This is a genomic window from Intestinimonas massiliensis (ex Afouda et al. 2020) (assembly GCF_900626285.1).
GTDB classification, from domain to species: domain Bacteria; phylum Bacillota; class Clostridia; order Oscillospirales; family Oscillospiraceae; genus Flavonifractor; species Flavonifractor massiliensis_A.
In genome coordinates this window covers 2,009,225-2,026,575 of the sequence record NZ_LR131147.1, presented here as the reverse complement: position 1 = coordinate 2,026,575, position 17,351 = coordinate 2,009,225, and the positions used below count along the sequence as shown (strand labels likewise).

13 protein-coding genes are annotated in these 17,351 nt (G+C 54.1%); 12 read left to right on the top strand and 1 reads right to left on the bottom strand.

The genetic code is table 11. The features are described 5' to 3' along the window. Position 1 precedes the first annotated feature (1 nt). A complete protein-coding gene (locus E0E41_RS10140) occupies positions 2-2,401 on the top strand; it encodes a VirB4-like conjugal transfer ATPase, CD1110 family (RefSeq protein WP_130869800.1) in 2,400 nt (799 codons plus the stop codon). A 261-nt stretch (positions 2,402-2,662) separates the two neighbouring features. On the opposite strand, the gene E0E41_RS10135 is transcribed toward E0E41_RS10140, so the two are convergent. Next, positions 2,663-3,877, bottom strand: a complete 1,215-nt coding sequence (locus E0E41_RS10135) for an IS110 family transposase (protein WP_130869799.1) — start codon at positions 3,875-3,877, stop codon at positions 2,663-2,665. Between the two features lie 289 nt (positions 3,878-4,166). Here E0E41_RS10135 and E0E41_RS10130 point away from each other — a divergent pair, with 289 nt between their 5' ends. From E0E41_RS10130 to E0E41_RS10080, 11 genes are all read left to right on the top strand, one after another. Beyond that, on the top strand, positions 4,167-4,808 hold the full coding sequence (locus E0E41_RS10130) for a nitrogen fixation protein (RefSeq protein WP_130869798.1): 642 nt from the start codon (positions 4,167-4,169) through the stop codon (positions 4,806-4,808). Positions 4,809-4,960: 152 nt separating this feature from the next. Continuing rightward, positions 4,961-5,791, top strand: coding sequence for a DNA-methyltransferase (locus tag E0E41_RS10125; RefSeq protein WP_242623753.1), 831 nt, complete (start codon positions 4,961-4,963; stop codon positions 5,789-5,791). After that, positions 5,791-7,995: a C40 family peptidase gene (locus E0E41_RS10120; RefSeq protein WP_130869796.1), complete on the top strand. Its 2,205-nt coding sequence runs from the start codon at positions 5,791-5,793 to the stop codon at positions 7,993-7,995. Before E0E41_RS10125 ends, E0E41_RS10120 begins: the two co-directional genes overlap by 1 nt. A gap of 16 nt (positions 7,996-8,011) precedes the next feature. Continuing rightward, positions 8,012-8,248 carry a DUF4315 family protein gene (locus E0E41_RS10115; protein ID WP_006573549.1) on the top strand — a complete coding sequence of 79 codons (237 nt, stop codon included), beginning with the start codon at positions 8,012-8,014 and terminating at the stop codon, positions 8,246-8,248. Then, complete coding sequence (locus E0E41_RS10110; RefSeq protein WP_130869795.1) at positions 8,241-9,020, top strand: DUF4366 domain-containing protein; 780 nt, start codon at positions 8,241-8,243, stop codon at positions 9,018-9,020. Before E0E41_RS10115 ends, E0E41_RS10110 begins: the two co-directional genes overlap by 8 nt. Next, positions 9,017-11,086: a DNA topoisomerase 3 gene (locus E0E41_RS10105; protein ID WP_130869794.1), complete on the top strand. Its 2,070-nt coding sequence runs from the start codon at positions 9,017-9,019 to the stop codon at positions 11,084-11,086. The genes E0E41_RS10110 and E0E41_RS10105 overlap by 4 nt, the downstream gene beginning before the upstream one ends. Further along, positions 11,083-11,841, top strand: a complete 759-nt coding sequence (locus E0E41_RS10100) for a phosphoadenosine phosphosulfate reductase (protein ID WP_130869793.1) — start codon at positions 11,083-11,085, stop codon at positions 11,839-11,841. The genes E0E41_RS10105 and E0E41_RS10100 overlap by 4 nt, the downstream gene beginning before the upstream one ends. 16 nt (positions 11,842-11,857) lie before the next feature. Further along, positions 11,858-13,747: a DUF3849 domain-containing protein gene (locus E0E41_RS10095; RefSeq protein WP_130869792.1), complete on the top strand. Its 1,890-nt coding sequence runs from the start codon at positions 11,858-11,860 to the stop codon at positions 13,745-13,747. 12 nt (positions 13,748-13,759) lie between these two features. After that, positions 13,760-14,953 (top strand): DNA mismatch repair protein MutS, encoded by a 1,194-nt coding sequence (locus E0E41_RS10090; RefSeq protein ID WP_130869791.1) that lies wholly within the window; start codon positions 13,760-13,762, stop codon positions 14,951-14,953. A 1-nt stretch (position 14,954) separates the two neighbouring features. Beyond that, on the top strand, positions 14,955-15,170 hold the full coding sequence (locus tag E0E41_RS10085) for a transposon-transfer assisting family protein (protein ID WP_130869790.1): 216 nt from the start codon (positions 14,955-14,957) through the stop codon (positions 15,168-15,170). 13 nt (positions 15,171-15,183) lie between these two features. After that, positions 15,184-16,956: an antirestriction protein ArdA gene (locus E0E41_RS10080; protein ID WP_242623752.1), complete on the top strand. Its 1,773-nt coding sequence runs from the start codon at positions 15,184-15,186 to the stop codon at positions 16,954-16,956. The last annotated feature ends 395 nt before the right edge of the window (positions 16,957-17,351 follow it).

The following is a 17,351-nucleotide window of genomic DNA, read 5'->3' as shown; positions in this document are numbered from 1 at the left end:
GATGACGGTCAAAAACGGCGTCGTTTACGGCGATGCCCTTTCCGCTCAGGAAAAGAAGCGGATCGTCATGCAGAAGAAAAAGGACAGGAAGGCAAAGAAAGTCCGCAAGTCCGCCCAGCAGACCATCCCCTATGTGGAGATGTGCCGTGACGGTATTTGCAAGGTGAACAGCCGCCTCTACACGAAGTCCATCGCCTTTGAGGACATCAACTACCAGCTTGCGCAGAACGAGGACAAAACTGCCATCTTTGAGAACTGGTGCGACTTTCTGAACTACTTCGACAGCTCGATTTTCGTCCAGCTCTCCTTCATCAATCAGAAGGCAAGCCTGAATGAGTTCCGCAAGCGCATCAACATTCCGGCACAGGAGGACGCCTTCAACGACATCCGCTCCGAGTATTCCGGTATGCTGCAAAACCAGCTCACCAAGGGCAACAACGGGCTGATCAAGAGGAAGTACATCACCTTCGGCATTGAGGCGGACTCCCTCCGCACGGCAAAGCCGAAGCTCGAACGCATTGAAACCGACATTCTCAACAACTTCAAAACTCTCGGCGTGAAAACCGAGCCGCTGTCCGGCTACGAACGGCTGAAAGTGCTTCATGATGTGTTCAATATGGACAGCAATGAGCCGTTCCGCTTTTCCTTCGATATGGTTGCCCGGACGGGGCTTTCCAGCAAGGACTTCATCGCTCCCACTTCCTTTGACTTCCGTGAAGGCAAGTGCTTCAAGATGGGCAAAACCATCGGCGCGGTGAGCTTCCTGCAAATCCTCGCGCCGGAACTCAATGACCGTATGCTTGCCGACTTCCTTGAGATGGACAGCAACATTACGGTCAATTTTCATATCCGGACGATTGACCAGGCGAAGGCAATCAAGAGCATCAAGTCGAAGATCACCGACCTCGACAAAATGAAGATTGAAGAGCAGAAAAAGGCTGTCCGCTCCGGCTACGATATGGACATCATCCCGTCCGATCTCGCCACCTTCGGCGGTGAGGCAAAGCGTCTGTTGCAGGATCTCCAGACCCGCAATGAGAGACTGTTCCTTGTGACCATCCTCATCATGAACACAGCAACCAACCGCCAGAAGCTCGAAAATGCGGTGTTCCAGACCGCCGCCATTGCCCAAAAGTATAACTGTGCGCTCAAGCGTCTTGACTTCCAGCAGGAGGAAGGGCTGATGTCATCTCTGCCTATCGGCGTCAATCAGGTGGAGATCGAACGCGGACTGACCACTTCCAGCACGGCGGTTTTCGTGCCGTTCACCACGCAGGAGCTTTTTCAGGGCGGCGAAGCTCTCTACTACGGGCTGAATGCGCTGTCCAACAACATGATCATGGTTGACCGTAAGCAGCTCAAAAACCCCAACGGACTGATCTTGGGTACGCCCGGTTCCGGTAAGTCCTTCTCCGCAAAGCGTGAAATGACGAACGCCTTCCTCATCACGGAGGATGACATCATCGTCTGCGACCCCGAAGCCGAGTATTTCCCCCTCGTGCAGAAGCTCGGCGGTCAGGTCATCCGTATCTCGCCGGTCAGCACGGATTACATCAATCCGTTGGACATCAACACGAACTACTCCGAAGAGGAAAACCCGCTTACGCTGAAATCCGACTTTATCCTCTCCATGTGTGAGCTGATTGTCGGCGGCAAGGACGGCTTGCAGCCGGTTGAGAAGACCATCATTGACCGCAGCGTCCGCATGGTCTATCAGGAGTTTCTTGCAGACCCCAAGCCGGAGAAAATGCCGATCCTCGAAGACCTCTACAACATTCTGAGAAATCAGAAGGAGCCGGAGGCACAGCGCATTGCAACTGCCCTTGAAATCTATGTTCACGGCTCTCTGAACGTCTTCAATCACAGAACGAATGTGGATGTCAACAACCGCTTCGTCTGCTATGACATCCGCGAACTCGGCAAGCAGCTCAAGAAGCTCGGTATGCTGATTGTGCAGGATCAGGTGTGGAACAGAGTTACCATCAACCGCGCCCAGCACAAGGCAACGCGCTACTACATGGACGAGTTCCACCTTTTGCTGAAAGAGGAACAGACCGCCGCGTACAGCGTGGAAATCTGGAAGCGTTTCAGAAAATGGGGCGGCATCCCGACCGGCATCACGCAGAACGTCAAGGATCTGCTTGCGTCCCGCGAGGTAGAGAACATTTTTGAAAACTCGGATTTTGTCTACCTTCTGAATCAGGCGTCCGGCGACCGGCAGATTCTCTCGAAGGCGCTGAACATCTCGCCCAGCCAGCAGAACTACATCACCAATTCCAACGCCGGTGAGGGGCTGATCTTCTACGGCTCGACCATCGTTCCCTTCAAGGACGATTTCCCGAAGGACACCCAGCTCTACCGCATCATGACCACCAAACTCGAAGAAACCGTACAGAACTAAGTCTGCAAATAAAAAGTCAACAGGGAATTGAGGAAAGTTTGCAACCTTAGTAGGAGGCGAAAGAGAGCAAAACAAAAAGACCGCCGCGCAAGCGCCGGTCAAATTGAAAGAGTATGGAAGTGGTTAATCAGCANCTAAGTCTGCAAATAAAAAGTCAACAGGGAATTGAGGAAAGTTTGCAACCTTAGTAGGAGGCGAAAGAGAGCAAAACAAAAAGACCGCCGCGCAAGCGCCGGTCAAATTGAAAGAGTATGGAAGTGGTTAATCAGCATTTTCCCGTAAAGCCAGATACTCCTTTACACGGCCATAGTAGATGCGTAGGAACTTGTTGGCGCCGGCTGTCATGTAAACCAGATAAGGTTTGCCCTCGGCTCGCTTCTTGTCCATAAAGCAGTACACCGGGTCGTCCGCAGGCATAGTTTTTAACAAGCAGTCCATGACCAGGAAGAGTGCTTTGCGCAGTTCTGGCGGACCGCTTTTGGAGGCTCTTGTACTCTTTGCCTCATGGGTGCCGGACTGGTCAGCTCCAGGGTCAACCCCCGCAAAAGCCGTAATGGCGTTTCTGTGGGTGAACCGAGTTACATCACCAAGTTCCGCCATAAGCTGCGGGCCAAGAGAATCTCCAACACCATGCATAGCCATGACTACGGGATATTCTGGGAGCTGGGCTGCCAAGGTACGCATTTCGGCCTTGAGCCGTTCCAGAGACGCAGAGACGGCGTTCAGCGCATCAATAGCCTGCCGGATCATCGTTTTGGTCAGGGCATCTTTGGGGAGCATGGCAATCAGATCTTGTGCTCCAGCATGGATCTCAACGGCTCGGCTCTGGCTGAAGTTGTAACCATGGCGCTTGCACCACTTGCGGTAGCGCTCGGTAAAGGCAGTAAGGCTCATATTCCGAACGCAGTCCACATGCCAAAAGGCCGTGGCAAAGTCCACCCATTTCTGACTGCCGTCCTCTCGGACGGGACTGTCAAACAGGGCATTGACACCGGGATAGGTCTGGTCCAGGAGCGCAATGAGATTGTTTTTCATCATCGTCTTGGTCTTGGAGTACAGCCCCTGCTGCCGGTTCAGCGTTTTCAGTTGCATCCGAATCGTGTCCACAGGAGTATGTTGGCGCAATTCCACCCAGTTGTCAAGCCCATAGCGGGCAATCTTCCTGGCATCCGCCTTGTCTGTTTTCACTTTGCGCAGGGTGTTGTTCCCGTAGTCCTTGATGAGCTTTGGATTGACCGCGCTGACAAAGATGCCCTGATCGTGGAGAAAGCGGGCCACCGGCTCATAGTACCGCCCGGTGTGCTCCATGACCACCCGTGTCTCACCATCCAAGCTTTTCAAGTAGTCTGCCAGCTCTTTGAGTTCACTGCCGGTGTGACCAACAGAAAACGGCTTTGCCACCACTTCCCCAAAGGGACGGAGAACAGACACCGTGCTCTTTCCCTTGGAAATATCAATCCCTGCCACATTGCTCATGTACAACGCTCCTCATCATGGATTTGTCTTTGGCGACCAACCATTTCATCATTGCCGATCCAATCTATTTGATGACACGGGCGCACCGGTGTGGCGGCTCAACCTGCATAAATCGAACGCTGCGAACGAGAGGCTGGCTGACGGACTTCGTTACGGACGCGATGATCCTTGGAGGATTGCATCAGGCCAAGACACTCTCATTCTAACAGCTTAGGCAACGATACGGAAAAGACACGGCTGGCTGCCGTGCCTTAAACCGTAAATATATTGTAATAGGAGGATTTTGAATATGGATAAGAACTTTAACCTTGAGAACGCCAAGAGCATCATCGCAGAAGCCAGCGGTGTTCCCGTGAATACCACGTTCGGCAGCATCACCAAGCCGATTGACCTTCTGCTTGAGGTCATCGACATGAGCGCCGATCTCATCGCCCTCATCCACGAGGAAACCGAGCTGAAAAAGCACCATCGCGCCTATCTCCACGTTCATGAGGAACTGGAGGACTGCGCCGACGAGATGGCAGAACGAATGCAGGAGATTTTCGACGAGACCACCGACTGTGTGATCAAGCTGATGAAGGATGTCCACGAGACCTTCCGTGTCCGTAATCAGGAAGCGGCTGAGGACGATGCCGATACCGTCACCATTGCCAAGGAGGACTACGAGACCATGATCGACGATCTGCTCACCATGTCCGAAATCATCCAGTGCGTTGCAGATATGCGCACGCAGGACGTGAAGGCAATCCGTGAGTTTGCCAAGTTCGTCCCCGCCTTCGCTGCCTTTGAAAAGAAGCGCCTGAGCCTCTATCGTGAGGCGGCGAAGGAAGCCGAGGAAATCTTCGACCGTTGGGCGGACGTGATTGATGATCTCGACGAGGACTTCATGGAAGATGAGGACTACGAGCCGGACGAGTATTACTCCGACTGATATGCGCTCAAATCCGAAGAAAGGAGCTGGTTTTTATAGAGCTTGACATCATTCATACCGGCGATTGCCTTGAAATCCTGAAAGCCCTGCCCGATGACACCGTTCATTGCTGTGTGACGTCCCCTCCGTATTACGCGCTCCGTGATTACGGCATGGAGGCTCAGATCGGCAGAGAGACAACGCCGACGGAATATATCTCGCGCCTGACGGAAGTGTTTACCGAAGTCAGGCGCGTTTTGCGTCCGGATGGAACGCTCTGGCTGAACATCTCGGACACCTACGCTGGAAAGGGCAATCAGGGTGATTATATTGACCCGAAGAACCCCAACGGCAGAAACGGTCAGGCTGTGGCTCTCAACAACAAGGTTGAGGGCTGCAAGCCAAAGGACATGATCGGCATTCCGTGGATGCTGGCTTTTGCCCTCCGCGATACCGGCTGGTATCTGCGCAACGACATCATCTGGACGAAGGATAACCCCATGCCGGAGAGCGTGAAAGACCGCCTATCCCGCTGCTATGAGCATATCTTCCTGTTTTCCAAGTCCAAGAAGTATTTCTTTGACTACAAGGCGATCTCCGAGCCGATTGCCCCTGCAACGGCAGAACGCCTCAAGCGCGGCATGAAGGGCGGCAACAAATACGGCAAGCCCGTTCCCGGTCAGCCTCAGCCGCAGTCCATCAACCGCCCCCGTGAGCATGGCGAGATCAAGTATTGTGACATCAATCCGGTCCGCAACAAACGCGATGTCTGGAAGATCAACACCGTTCCCTTCAAGGGCGGTCACTATGCCGCCTACCCTCCGAAGCTGGTTGAGACCTGTCTTCTCGCCGGTTGTCCCGAAGGCGGCATTGTGCTTGATCCCTTCATGGGGAGCGGCACAACCGGCATGGTTGCCTCACGGATGGGGCGTCATTTCGTGGGCATAGAGCTGAACCCTGAATACACTGAGCTTGCCTACAAGCGGATTGGAGGTGAAATCTGATGGCGAAGGAACCGGAACTCAAAGCCCGTGACAAGGTGGTCGTGCGGATGACGCGGGAAGGCGCGGTTGAGGCAAACCTGACGGCTGGCACCGAGCAGCGTGTGTCAAAGCGGCTGGAAGATGCAGAGCTGGTGAAGCCCGCTGAGACAGCCGTGCCTTCCGAAGCTCTTTCACCGGAGGAACAGAAAAAGGTGCAGATGCGCCGTCAGCAGCGTCAGTTTCAGGCGGAACACGGCGTGGATAATGACACACAACCGCCCTCGGAAACGTCCGTCACAGAAGAGAAAAAGCCGGATAATCCACCCCAGAATGTATCTGAACCGCTGCCTTCGGAAACGCCGTTCAAGCCTCCAACTTTAGAGCAGCACGGTGTTTCTTCTCATACCGGCACGGTGATTGCTGAAACGGTTGTCACGCACAAGCTGCGCAAGACCTCTGCGGTTGAAGCCGTTGACGCGGATGCCGTTCTCTCCCAAGCGGCGGAGACTGCTTCCGCAAAGCCGATCATCGACGATGCCGTCCCGCCCACGAAGCGGATGCAGAAGCTCGAAAGGAAGTCCGAGAAGGCGCATGAGCGACTGGACGCTGCCCGTGAGAAGCGGCCCACGCACAAGGTTCTCAAGAAAGAGCGTGTCTTTGATGAAGAGACCGGAAAGGGCAAAACCCGCCTTCATTTTGAGGATGAGCTGAAAAAGCCCAAGAGCAAAGGCAAGCTGCAATTTGAGGCAGATAAAACCGTCCGCAAGGTCGGTGACACCCTTGCTTCCGGCATTCACGGCAAAATCCATGAGGTCGAGCAGGAAAACTCGGCGGTTGAGGCGGCGCATAAAACAGAGATTGCCGCTGAGACCGCTGCGAGGCATTTCCGTCATCATCGGGAAAGCAGCGTCAACAAGCCTTATGAGAAGGTTTCCAAGCTGGAACACAAGGCGGATGTAGCTGACGCCAAGCTCCAATATGAGAGAAATCAGCAGGAGCATCCTGAGATGAAGAAGCAGAACATGAACAAGCACTACCAGAAGCAGAACATCAAGAAGGAATATGCCGCTGCACGGAATGCCGGTTCTCAGACTGCCGGGACTGCCACGAAGAATACCGGCAAGAAGCTCGGCGAAAAGGTGTCCGACAAGCTCAAGGAGTTCTTTGAGAACAACAAGAAGGTCTTCATCTGGATCGGCGTCGGAGTTGCCCTTCTCGTTTTGCTCGGTGCCGGTATCAGCTCGTGTTCGATGCTCACCTCTACCGGCTCGTCGGTTATCGCTTCCTCTTATCTCAGCGAGGATGACGCGATGCTCGGTGCGGAGGCGCAGTATTGCCGGATGGAGCAAGAGCTGCAAAGCTATCTCGACACCTACGAAAGCACTCACAACTATGATGAATACCACTTCGATCTGGACGATATTGAGCATGACCCCTATGTGCTGATCTCCATTCTCTCGGCTCTCCACGAGGGCGAGTTCACGCTGGATGAGGTGCAGGGTACGCTTCAAATGCTGTTTGAGAAGCAGTACATCCTCACCGAAGAGGTTATCGTCGAAACCAGATACCGCACGGAGACCGACACATGGACGGACGCAGACGGCAACACGCACACGGAAACCTATCGCGTCCCGTATGACTACTACATCTGCAACGTGAAGCTCGAAAACTTCAATCTCTCCCACGTCCCGGTCTACATCATGGGGCAGGAACAGCTTTCCATGTATGCGACGTATATGTCTGTGCTGGGCAACCGCGAGGATCTATTCCCCAACTCACCCTATGTGGACAAGTACATCACAAATCCTCCCGCCGACTACGATGTCAACCCGGAATACCTGAACGACGAGAAGTTTGCAACGCTGATTACCGAGGCGGAAAAGTATCTCGGCTATCCGTATGTGTGGGGCGGCTCCAATCCCGACACATCCTTTGACTGCTCCGGCTTTGTCAGCTACGTTCTCACGAACAGCGGTCTTGTGAATACCGGGCGGCTGGGCGCACAAGGGCTTTACAACGTCTGTACGCCGGTCTCAAAGGCGAATGCACAGCCCGGTGATCTCATCTTCTTTGTCGGGACGTATGACACCCCCGGCGTGTCTCACGTCGGCATCTATGTTGGTGATGGGGTCATGATCCACTGCGGCGATCCCATTCAGTACACATCCATCAACTCTTCCTATTGGCAGCAGCATTTCTACGCCTTCGGAAGACCCGCCTATTAAAAGAAAGGAGTTTTTCATGAATCCCAAGTATCAGAAAGTCCTCTCCGACATTGAGAAGGCTGAAAAGAAGAAATCCGAAATCGAAGGTCAGCTCAAGGAGCTGTATGACAAGAAGACGGAGCTGGAGAACCTTGAAATCATCAATACCGTGCGCTCTATGGTGATGGACAAGGATCAGATCATGGCGTTCCTGTCTTCCATGAAGGGCGGCACCAAACCCGCTGAAAATACGGAGGTAATCGACAATGCGTAAGAAGTTTCGTTTTCTGACCGTCCTTGCGATCTGCGTCATGGTTCTGTCCTGCTTCTCGGTGACGGCGTTTGCCTACGCCGATGATACCGAGCAGAACCTTCCGGTCACAGAGGCAACCCAGCTGGAACAGCAGCCTGAGACTACGCCCGCGCCGGAAAAGCCGAAGTGTGAGCCGATTGACGATGAGGGCAACGCCTACACCCGCGACTTGCTCTATGACAGGGCAACCAACAAGCAGTTCATCACAGTCCAGACGAAAAACGGCAACACCTTTTTCATTGTCATCGACTACGATGCACCCATCAATGAGGACGAGGAACAGTATCAGACATACTTCCTCAACATGGTCGATGAGAGCGACCTGCTTGCGCTGCTGGATGAAGACACTGCGGCTGCTCTGACCACCTGTAACTGCAAGGAAAAGTGCGCTGCCGGTCAGGTCAACACAGACTGCCCGGTCTGCAAGACCAACATGAGCGAATGCACCGGCACAGCCCCCGTGACGCCTGAGCCGGATAAGGATGCAGAAACCGACGTCCCTGCGCCCAAGCCTGAAAAGAAATCCAATGTCGGTATGGTTCTTATCGTCTTCGTCCTTGTTGGTGCTGCGGGTGCGGCGTATTACTACATCAAGTTCGTCAAGGGCAGAAAGCCCAAGGATGAAGATATGGACTTCTTTGATGATGAAGGCTATGAGGAAGAGCCGTATATCAACGAGGATGAAGAGCCGCAGATTGCGGAGGATGCTGAAACGGATGGTGATGAAGATTGATCTTAGTCATTGCTGAAAAGCCCAGCGTTGCCCAGTCCATCGCAAAGGTGCTGGGCGCGACGACCCGAAAGGACGGCTACATGGAGGGCGGCAATTACATCGTTTCGTGGTGCTTCGGTCATCTGGTGGAGCTGGCAGACGCCAGCTCCTACGATGAGCGGTATGCCAAGTGGCGGTATGACGATCTGCCTATTGTTCCGGAAAGCTGGATGTTTGAGGTCATGAAGGACAAAGCACAGCAGTTCAATGTGCTGTCCTCTCTCATGAAGGACAAGCGCGTCACCGAGCTTGTCTGCGCAACCGATGCAGGACGCGAGGGTGAGCTGATCTTCCGGCTGGTCTACAACAAAGCCAGTTGCACCAAGCCCTTCAAGCGCCTGTGGATCAGCTCGTTGGAGGATTCCGCCATCCGCGAAGGCTTCCAGCATCTCCGGGACGGCAAGGAATATGACCGTCTCTATGATGCAGCACTCAGCCGCTCAAAGGCGGACTGGATTGTCGGCATCAACGGCACCCGCCTTTTCACCACGCTCTATCACAAGAAGCTGGTGGTCGGGCGCGTCCAGACGCCGACCCTTGCAATGCTGGTGGAGCGCGACGGAAAAATCTCCACGTTCCAGAAGGAGAAGTATTTCAACGTCCACGTCGGCAAGGGCGATCTGACTGCCGATCTGGAAAAGGTCAAAACCGAAGAGGAAGCAAAGAAGATTGCGGTGGCTTGCGAGAAAAAGCAAGCCGTCGTTTCTTCTCTCAAGCGAGAGACGAAAACCGTCAATCCTCCGAAGCTCTATGATCTGACCACCTTGCAGCGCGAGGCAAACCGATACTACGGCTTCACCGCCCAGCAGACGCTCGATCTCGTACAAACACTCTACGAAAAGAAGCTCCTGACCTATCCGCGCACGGACAGCCAGTTCATTACGGACGATATGGAGGACACCGCCCGTCAGGTCATTTCTATTGTCTGCCGCCAGCTTCCGCTTTTCTCCGGTGTTTCGGTTACTCCGGACATTGCCTGCGTAACCGACAACAGCAAGGTCACAGATCACCATGCCATTCTCCCGACCGTCCAGCTTGAAAAGCAGGATGTTTCCGCACTCCCTCAGTCGGAGCAGAAAATTCTCAATCTTGTCGGGATGCGCCTTCTGTGTGCGACCGGCGAGAAGCACACCTACGCAGAAACGCAGATCTCGCTCTCCTGCGAGGGCTACGAGTTCAAAACCAAGGGCAAGACCGTCGTTCAAAACGGATGGAAAGCCATCGAAGAGCTGTTCAAGGCTTCCCTCAAGGCGAAGGAAAAAGACGCTCCCATGAAGTCCCTGCCCGAAGTCCATGAGGGCGATGTTCTGGATAATGTGTCCGCCAGCGTTACGGAACACTTCACGACGCCTCCGAAGCAGTACACGGAAGACACGCTCCTGTCTGCAATGGAGACTGCCGGAAACGATCAGTTTGACGATGACACCGAGAAGAAAGGTCTCGGCACTCCCGCGACTCGCGCCGGTATCATTGAAAAGCTGGTGAAATCCGGCTTTGCAGAGCGCAAAGGCAAATCACTCATTCCCACAAAGGACGGCTGCAACCTCGTCTGTGTTCTGCCGGAACAGATCGCGTCTCCCGCAATGACTGCGGAATGGGAAAACACGCTCATGGAGATTGAGCGCGGCAATGCGGATGCAGACGCCTTCCTCAGCGGCATTGTCCGGATGACCGGGGATCTCGTGAAAGCCTACCCGTTTCTCTCCGATGCCGAAGCCCAGCGTTTCGGCACGGGCAAAGAGGAAATCGGCAAATGTCCCCGCTGCGGCTCTCCGGTCTATGTCGGAAAGGGCAATTTCTACTGCTCGAACAAGGAATGCTCCTTCTGCCTGTGGGAAGACAACAAGTTCTTTTCCAGCAAGAAAAAGAAGCTGACAAAGAAGATCGCAAAGGAGCTGCTGGACAAGGGCTGGTGCCGAGTGACCGGGTTTTACACGCCGAAGAAGCCTCAGCTCTATGATGCGGTCATTCGTCTGGATGACAGCGGCGGCAAATACGTCAGCTTCAAGATGGAGTTTGATCGATGACCCGCCCAAAGTATGTTGCTTCATGCAGCGGAGGCAAAGACAGCGTAGCGACGCTCCTGCTGGCTGCACAGCACAATGAGCCGCTGGACGAAGCGGTTTTCAGTGAGGTCATGTTCGACAAAGACACAAGCGGCGAAGTCCCGGAACACCGGGACTTCATTTATGACCGGATCAAGCCCTTCTGCGAAAAGGAGCTGGGCATCAAGTTCACCGTTCTTCATGCAGACAAGACCTACGATGAGGTGTTCCATCATGTCATCACCCGCGGACCGCACAAGGGCGAGGTTCGCGGCTTTGCATGGGCCGGGATGTGTGCAGTCAATCGTGACTGCAAAATCCCGCCAGTCCGCAAGTACAATGCCGCACTCTCGCCGGACACTGTGAGCTATGTCGGCATCGCGGAGGATGAGCCAAAACGCCTTGCTCGTCTGGATGGAATAACGAAGGTCAGTCTGCTTGCCAAATACGGTATGACCGAGGCGGACGCCTACAAGCTCTGTCAGGAACATGGGCTGCTTTCTCCGATTTACGGTCACTGCCGGAGAAACGGCTGCTGGTTCTGTCCCAACGCAAGCGACTCGGAGCTGCTGCACATGGTCACAAAGCACCCGGATATGTTTGATCGGCTGATTGAATGGGAGAACGAGGATAACATCTTCCATCGTCGGATGACGCGCAGAGAAACCCCGTCTGAGGTAAAGGCTCGTTTACTGAGCAAATCCCAGACGGGGTTTTCTTCGCACAAAAGCAAATAAGAAATGGAGGTTTGAGATGGCTGAAAACAAAAATGCACAGCAAGTCCGCGAAATCACGGACAAGCTGGAACAGGGCATCAAGGAGCTTTTTGAATCCGAGCGGTTCAAAGAATATCTCCGCACGATGTCCAAGTTCTACAACTATTCCTTCAACAACACGCTGCTCATTGCGATGCAGAAGCCGGAGGCAACCTATGTTGCCGGTTATACCTCGTGGCAGCGCAACTTTGACCGTCAGGTCATGAAGGGCGAAAAGGGCATCAAGATTCTCGCACCCGCGCCGTACAAGGCGCAGGAAGAGCGTGAGAAGATTGATCCTTTGACGCAGAAGCCGGTGATCGGCGCAGATGGGAAGGCTGTCACGGAAACGGTTGAGGTCCTGCGTCCTGCCTTCAAGGTGGTAAGTGTCTTTGATGTTTCCCAGACGGACGGCAAGGAGCTTCCGGACATTATCGTCGATGAGCTGAAAGGCACCGTCGAAAACTACGAGGCGTTCTTCGATGCGCTCAAGCAGGAATCTCCCGTCCCTATTTCCTTCGAGGACATTCCGGGCGGCGCAAAGGGATTCTTCTCTCCGGTTGAAAGCCGCATCGCCATTCAGGAGGGCATGAGTGAAATTCAGACGGTCAAGACCGCCATTCACGAGATCGCCCACGCAAAGCTCCACGCCGTCAAGCCGGATGAGAAAGCCGCGCCAGAAGATAAGAAGGATCGGCACACCAAGGAGGTTGAAGCGGAAAGCGTTGCCTACACCGTCTGCCAACGGTACGGCATTGAAACCTCGGACTACTCCTTCGGTTACATCGCCGGTTGGTCATCCGGCAAGGAAACCAAGGAACTGAAAAGCTCTCTGGACACCATCCGCAAGACGGCGGCTGAGATGATCGAGGGCATTGACGCCAAGCTCAAGGTGCTGCTGGCAGAGAAAGCACAGTCCGCAGAGATGGAAGTCGAAGCTCCCGTAAAGGAAGCTGTTCCGGAGGAAAAGCCGGAAGTCCCCATTTACCGCGAGACGGCGAATTACGCCTATGAAGCCGATGAGCTGGAGTCATATCGTGCTTCTCTCGCCGCAAACGTGGAATGCCGCAAAGCGATTGAAGCGGCGATCATCTCCAACTACGGAGATAACCGGCTGGATGCGGATGCTGCCGTGAAGAGCGTCCTTGAGCAGTTCTCTCCGGAGCGCGTCCGGTACGTCCTCGCAAACACCATTCAGCAGAAAGACTTCGACGGGCGCATTCCGCAGTCTCTCAAGGAGTGGGCAAAGAGCGTTGAAGTCTGCCCTGAGGATGCCTCTCGCTTCCTTGTGGATAAACCCAATCCCGGACTGACCGCCCTTTTCGTCGATGCGTTCCGTCAGCAGACTGAACCTAAGAAGGAAGTCACTTCTGAGAAAACAGAGGAAAGAGACCCGGAGGTCGTTGCATGGGAGAATGATGAGATTACCTCTATTGAGGTAAAAACCGTGGAGGTCAAGTCTCCCTTTGCGCCCTTGCCGGAGGAAGCAGAGAAAGCGCCCAAGGCACACCGCCTGACTGCCGAAGAGAAGGAGATCAAAGCCGCCATCATGGACACGCTCAAGGGACAGATCGCCTATAACAACGACGGTATGCGGGCGTCCTATCGCGCCTCTAACCACTCCTTCAATCTGCTGGCACGAAGCGGCGTCAAAATTGAGGGCAACACGGTCACGCAGAACGGTGAGCCGCTGTTCAAAATCCATCGCCGTCATGCGACGCGGAAAACGCAGGGCTGCTATCGTGAGCTGATGCCGACGCTGGAATACGTCAAGCAGGAGCAGAAGCAGGAAAAGCCCTCCATCCGTGATCAGCTCAAAGCTGCCGCAAAAACACAGCCGGAGAAGAAATCCCCAGTCAAATCCAAAACACACGACATGGAGTTGTGAGAAAGGAGACGTATGAAGAAATACACAGACGTTGACATCGTTGCGGAGCTTCAGAAGCTCGTGGACAGTCATGTAGACAGCTACAAGGAAGACTTCGACATCGACAAGCGCATCATCCGCCGCGCTGCCGAAAGCCAGAACCCCGAAGACAAGCCGCTGATGTGGTTCTGCCGTCCGCATGGAACGCACTGCCTCAATGAAAATCAGGTCTTTATTCAAGGGACGCGGGATCACAACACCTTCCGTTTCTATGCGGAACAGACCTACGACGAGTGCATTGCCCGCGTCATCATCCCGAAAGCCGTCAAGCGCGGCAAGGTGTTCGGGGATGTCTTTGAGATCAACTACCGGGAACAGGCGGCAAATGTGGCGCAGAACTCGGTTGCGCCGGATCATGACCGGCTGACCTTTGCGGATGGCTTTGTGCTGGAAGCCCCCTGCCGCAGCAGCTTCGATGCAGCAATGGCTCTGATCGGTGAGCATGGCGGCGTCAAGACCCACCAGACGCTCCCGAAGGACGCGGATGCTCTGGTGGAAGTGCTGTCTAAGCAGAAAAGCCGCCGTGACAGACTTCCGGAGGCAGAGAGAACGGAGGCGCTTGCGCCTCTGCCCGTTGCTGAACTCCGCAAATATGAGGCAATCAAAAAGGCTCACCCTGACGCGCTGGTCTGCTTTGCCCAGAACGGCTATTTTGAGCTGTACGGCAAGGATGCAAAAAAAGCCGCGCCGCTTCTCGGAACAAAACTCCTTGAGAAGAAGGTGCGCGGCAAGCCTTCCATGCCGGTTACTGGCTTCCGTGAAACCGCATGGGTAGCCGGTTCTCATAAGCTCTGGAAGTCCGGCGCAGATGTCTTTCTCAGCAAGGACGGCGAGACCTTCAAGGAACTCAAAGCCGCAGATTACATTCCTGTTGGCGCGACGCTGAATGTGGACGGAATCAAGTGCAGAATTGACGCGGTTGATTTTGCTGCCGATGAAGTCCGACTGACCAACATCGAGGACAAAAACCGCCCCATCCGCTTTTCTGAGAGCATCGAATATATCCGCTCCTATGTGGAGGATGCCGGAACTGCTATCTACGACACCATCCCCAAGAAACCCGCTGCCCGTGAATCCATCCGTGACAAGCTGAAATCCGCGCAGAAAGCCCAGCCGTCCCACACACCGAAGCCGCAGAAAAACAAAGGAAAGGATATGGTACTCTGATATGAAAAACTTTACCGTAGAAGAACTCAACCTCATGTGCTGCTTCAATACGTCCAGCCGGAAGCGGCTGATCGACGATATGAAGAGCGTCACCCTGAACGACATGGACGGAGAGATCGCAGAGCTGATGTATAAGACCATCTGGAAGCTCGACGCCATGACCGACGCGGAGTTTGAGGAACTGTATATCATGCCGGACGGCATGGTGGATGACTGAAAGGAGGATGCCTATGCCCGTATTAGACGGTGATTTTGAAGCCTTCGTCACGAACCTTGGCAAGTACAACGAGGGTATGCTGGTCGGTGAGTGGGTGAAGCTGCCCACCACCGAAGAGGAGATGCAGAAGGTCTTTGAGCGCATCGGGATCGGCAAGCAGGATGAGTTCGGTCAGCCCTACGAAGAGTGGTTTATCACCGACTACGAATGCCCGATCTATGGCGTTCAGAAGATGCTTGGCGAGTACGAGAGCCTTGATAAGCTCAACTACCTTGCCGCTTTGATTGACGAGCTTTCCCTGAGCGATCAGGAAAAGCTCGTTGCCATTATGGAAGCCGGGTGCGATGAGGTCAGCGACATCGACGATCTCATCAACCTGACGTTCAATCTGGACTGCTACGACATCATGCCCGGTATCAACGACGAATCCGACCTTGGCTATTATTACGCCCACGAAGCCGGTATCTACTCCGAAAAGGATCTCGGTCCTCTGGCAAACTACATCGACTATGAGCGCTATGGGCGTGACATTGCGATGGATGAGCAGGGACGCTTCACCGATGAGGGATATGTCCGTGTCGCAAGCGAGAGGTGGGACAGGCAGTTTGACGGTGAGCTTGATGATATTCCCGACGAATACCGGATCACCGGCTCAGGGGAAACCGCCGAGCGTGACAGCACTATCGCAGTTCTCATCGTCGAGCCGGGAAAGGAGCCTTATGTGAAGGAGATTGACTCCGGTCTGGAGTCCTTGCAGCATGAGGTCGGCGGCTACATCGAGGCGATTTATCCCTACGAAGACCCGATTGCCTTAGTCTGCAACGAGGAAGGCAAGCTGGAAGGTCTGCCCCTGAACCGCGCTCTGCGTGATGAGGAAGGTGACATCTACGACGTTGTTGCCGGAACATTCATGGTAGTCGGCTTGACGGATGACAGCTTCGGTTCTCTGACCGTAGAGCAGATGCAGAAGTTCTCTGACCACTTCAAAGTGCCGGAGCAGTTTGTAAAGCTGGGCGATAAGATTGTTGCGATCCCCATGATCTCGAAGGAGCAGCAGAAGCAGGAAGCTACCGAGCAGAAGGACTTTGAGATGAATGCCGACACCTCCGGTCTGACGGTTGCCGGACACATCGGGACGTGGCACACCATTGACCAGCACGAAGTCGGCGGTCACAGCTTTTATCTGATGGAGCATGACACCTACGGCGATGAAGCTGCCTGTGTCATTGTCGATGAGCGCGGCAAACTCGTCCTTGATGATGTCTACAACGGCTTTGACGATGACACACTCCGCCTTCTTGACCTTGAAGTCAAGGAAGTGCCGGAAATGCCCGATCCCGCGCTCTCCGTTCAGGATATGAAGGACTACGGCTACGCATGGGCTGGCGTTCTTCCCGCCGGTCAGGAGGCGGCTGAGAAGGCTTTGGAGAAGGGCTGCGAGGTTTACCGTCTCTATTCCGATAACACCGAGGGCTTGTGCGTAGATGCCAAGGAGATTGCCGATCATGCGGCAAAGGGCGGAATGCTCGGTATCAGCAAGGAAAGCTGGATGGCGGCACTTGAGAAGGAAAACTACCTCAAGGCAGCGGAGATGTCGATGGAGGATGACTACGGCATGATTGACGGGATCATCAACAACGGTCCGAAGGAAGACAAGACCGCAGAGGTCAAAGCCCCCGAAAGGGGCGAGAAGTCCTCCATCATGGACAGGCTCAAGTCTGCAAAGGCTGAAAAGCAGAAGGAATGCTGCCCTCCCAAAAAGCACAAAGGAGAGATTGAGCTGTGAGCAGAAGTCAGAAATGGCGGCAGGAGTGGTCGTTCTTCATCGGGGACAGCGGTCGCCGGAAGTATAACCGCTTCTGCGTCCGCTGCGTCCATAGCTGCAAGCAGAGCTTCCGTGCGGATCTCATTGCCTGTCCGCACTTCTCCCGCAAGGCATCGAGGTGTAGACAGTTAGGGGTCGAAAAAGCCTGTGATTGCAAGCCTCAGAGCGGCGCAAATTGACCAGCTTAAGTGATTGTATTCCCTGCGCAGTTCCATCAATAGAGCAAGAATAAGTGTCGATTCTGGCACTTATTCTAATTCCCATAAAACGAACGAAGAGCCTCTGTCGATGCCCGTTTTGGGTATCGGCAGAGGCTCTTTTTTGTATCTTTTCTGTAAATATCGTCGAAAATCACA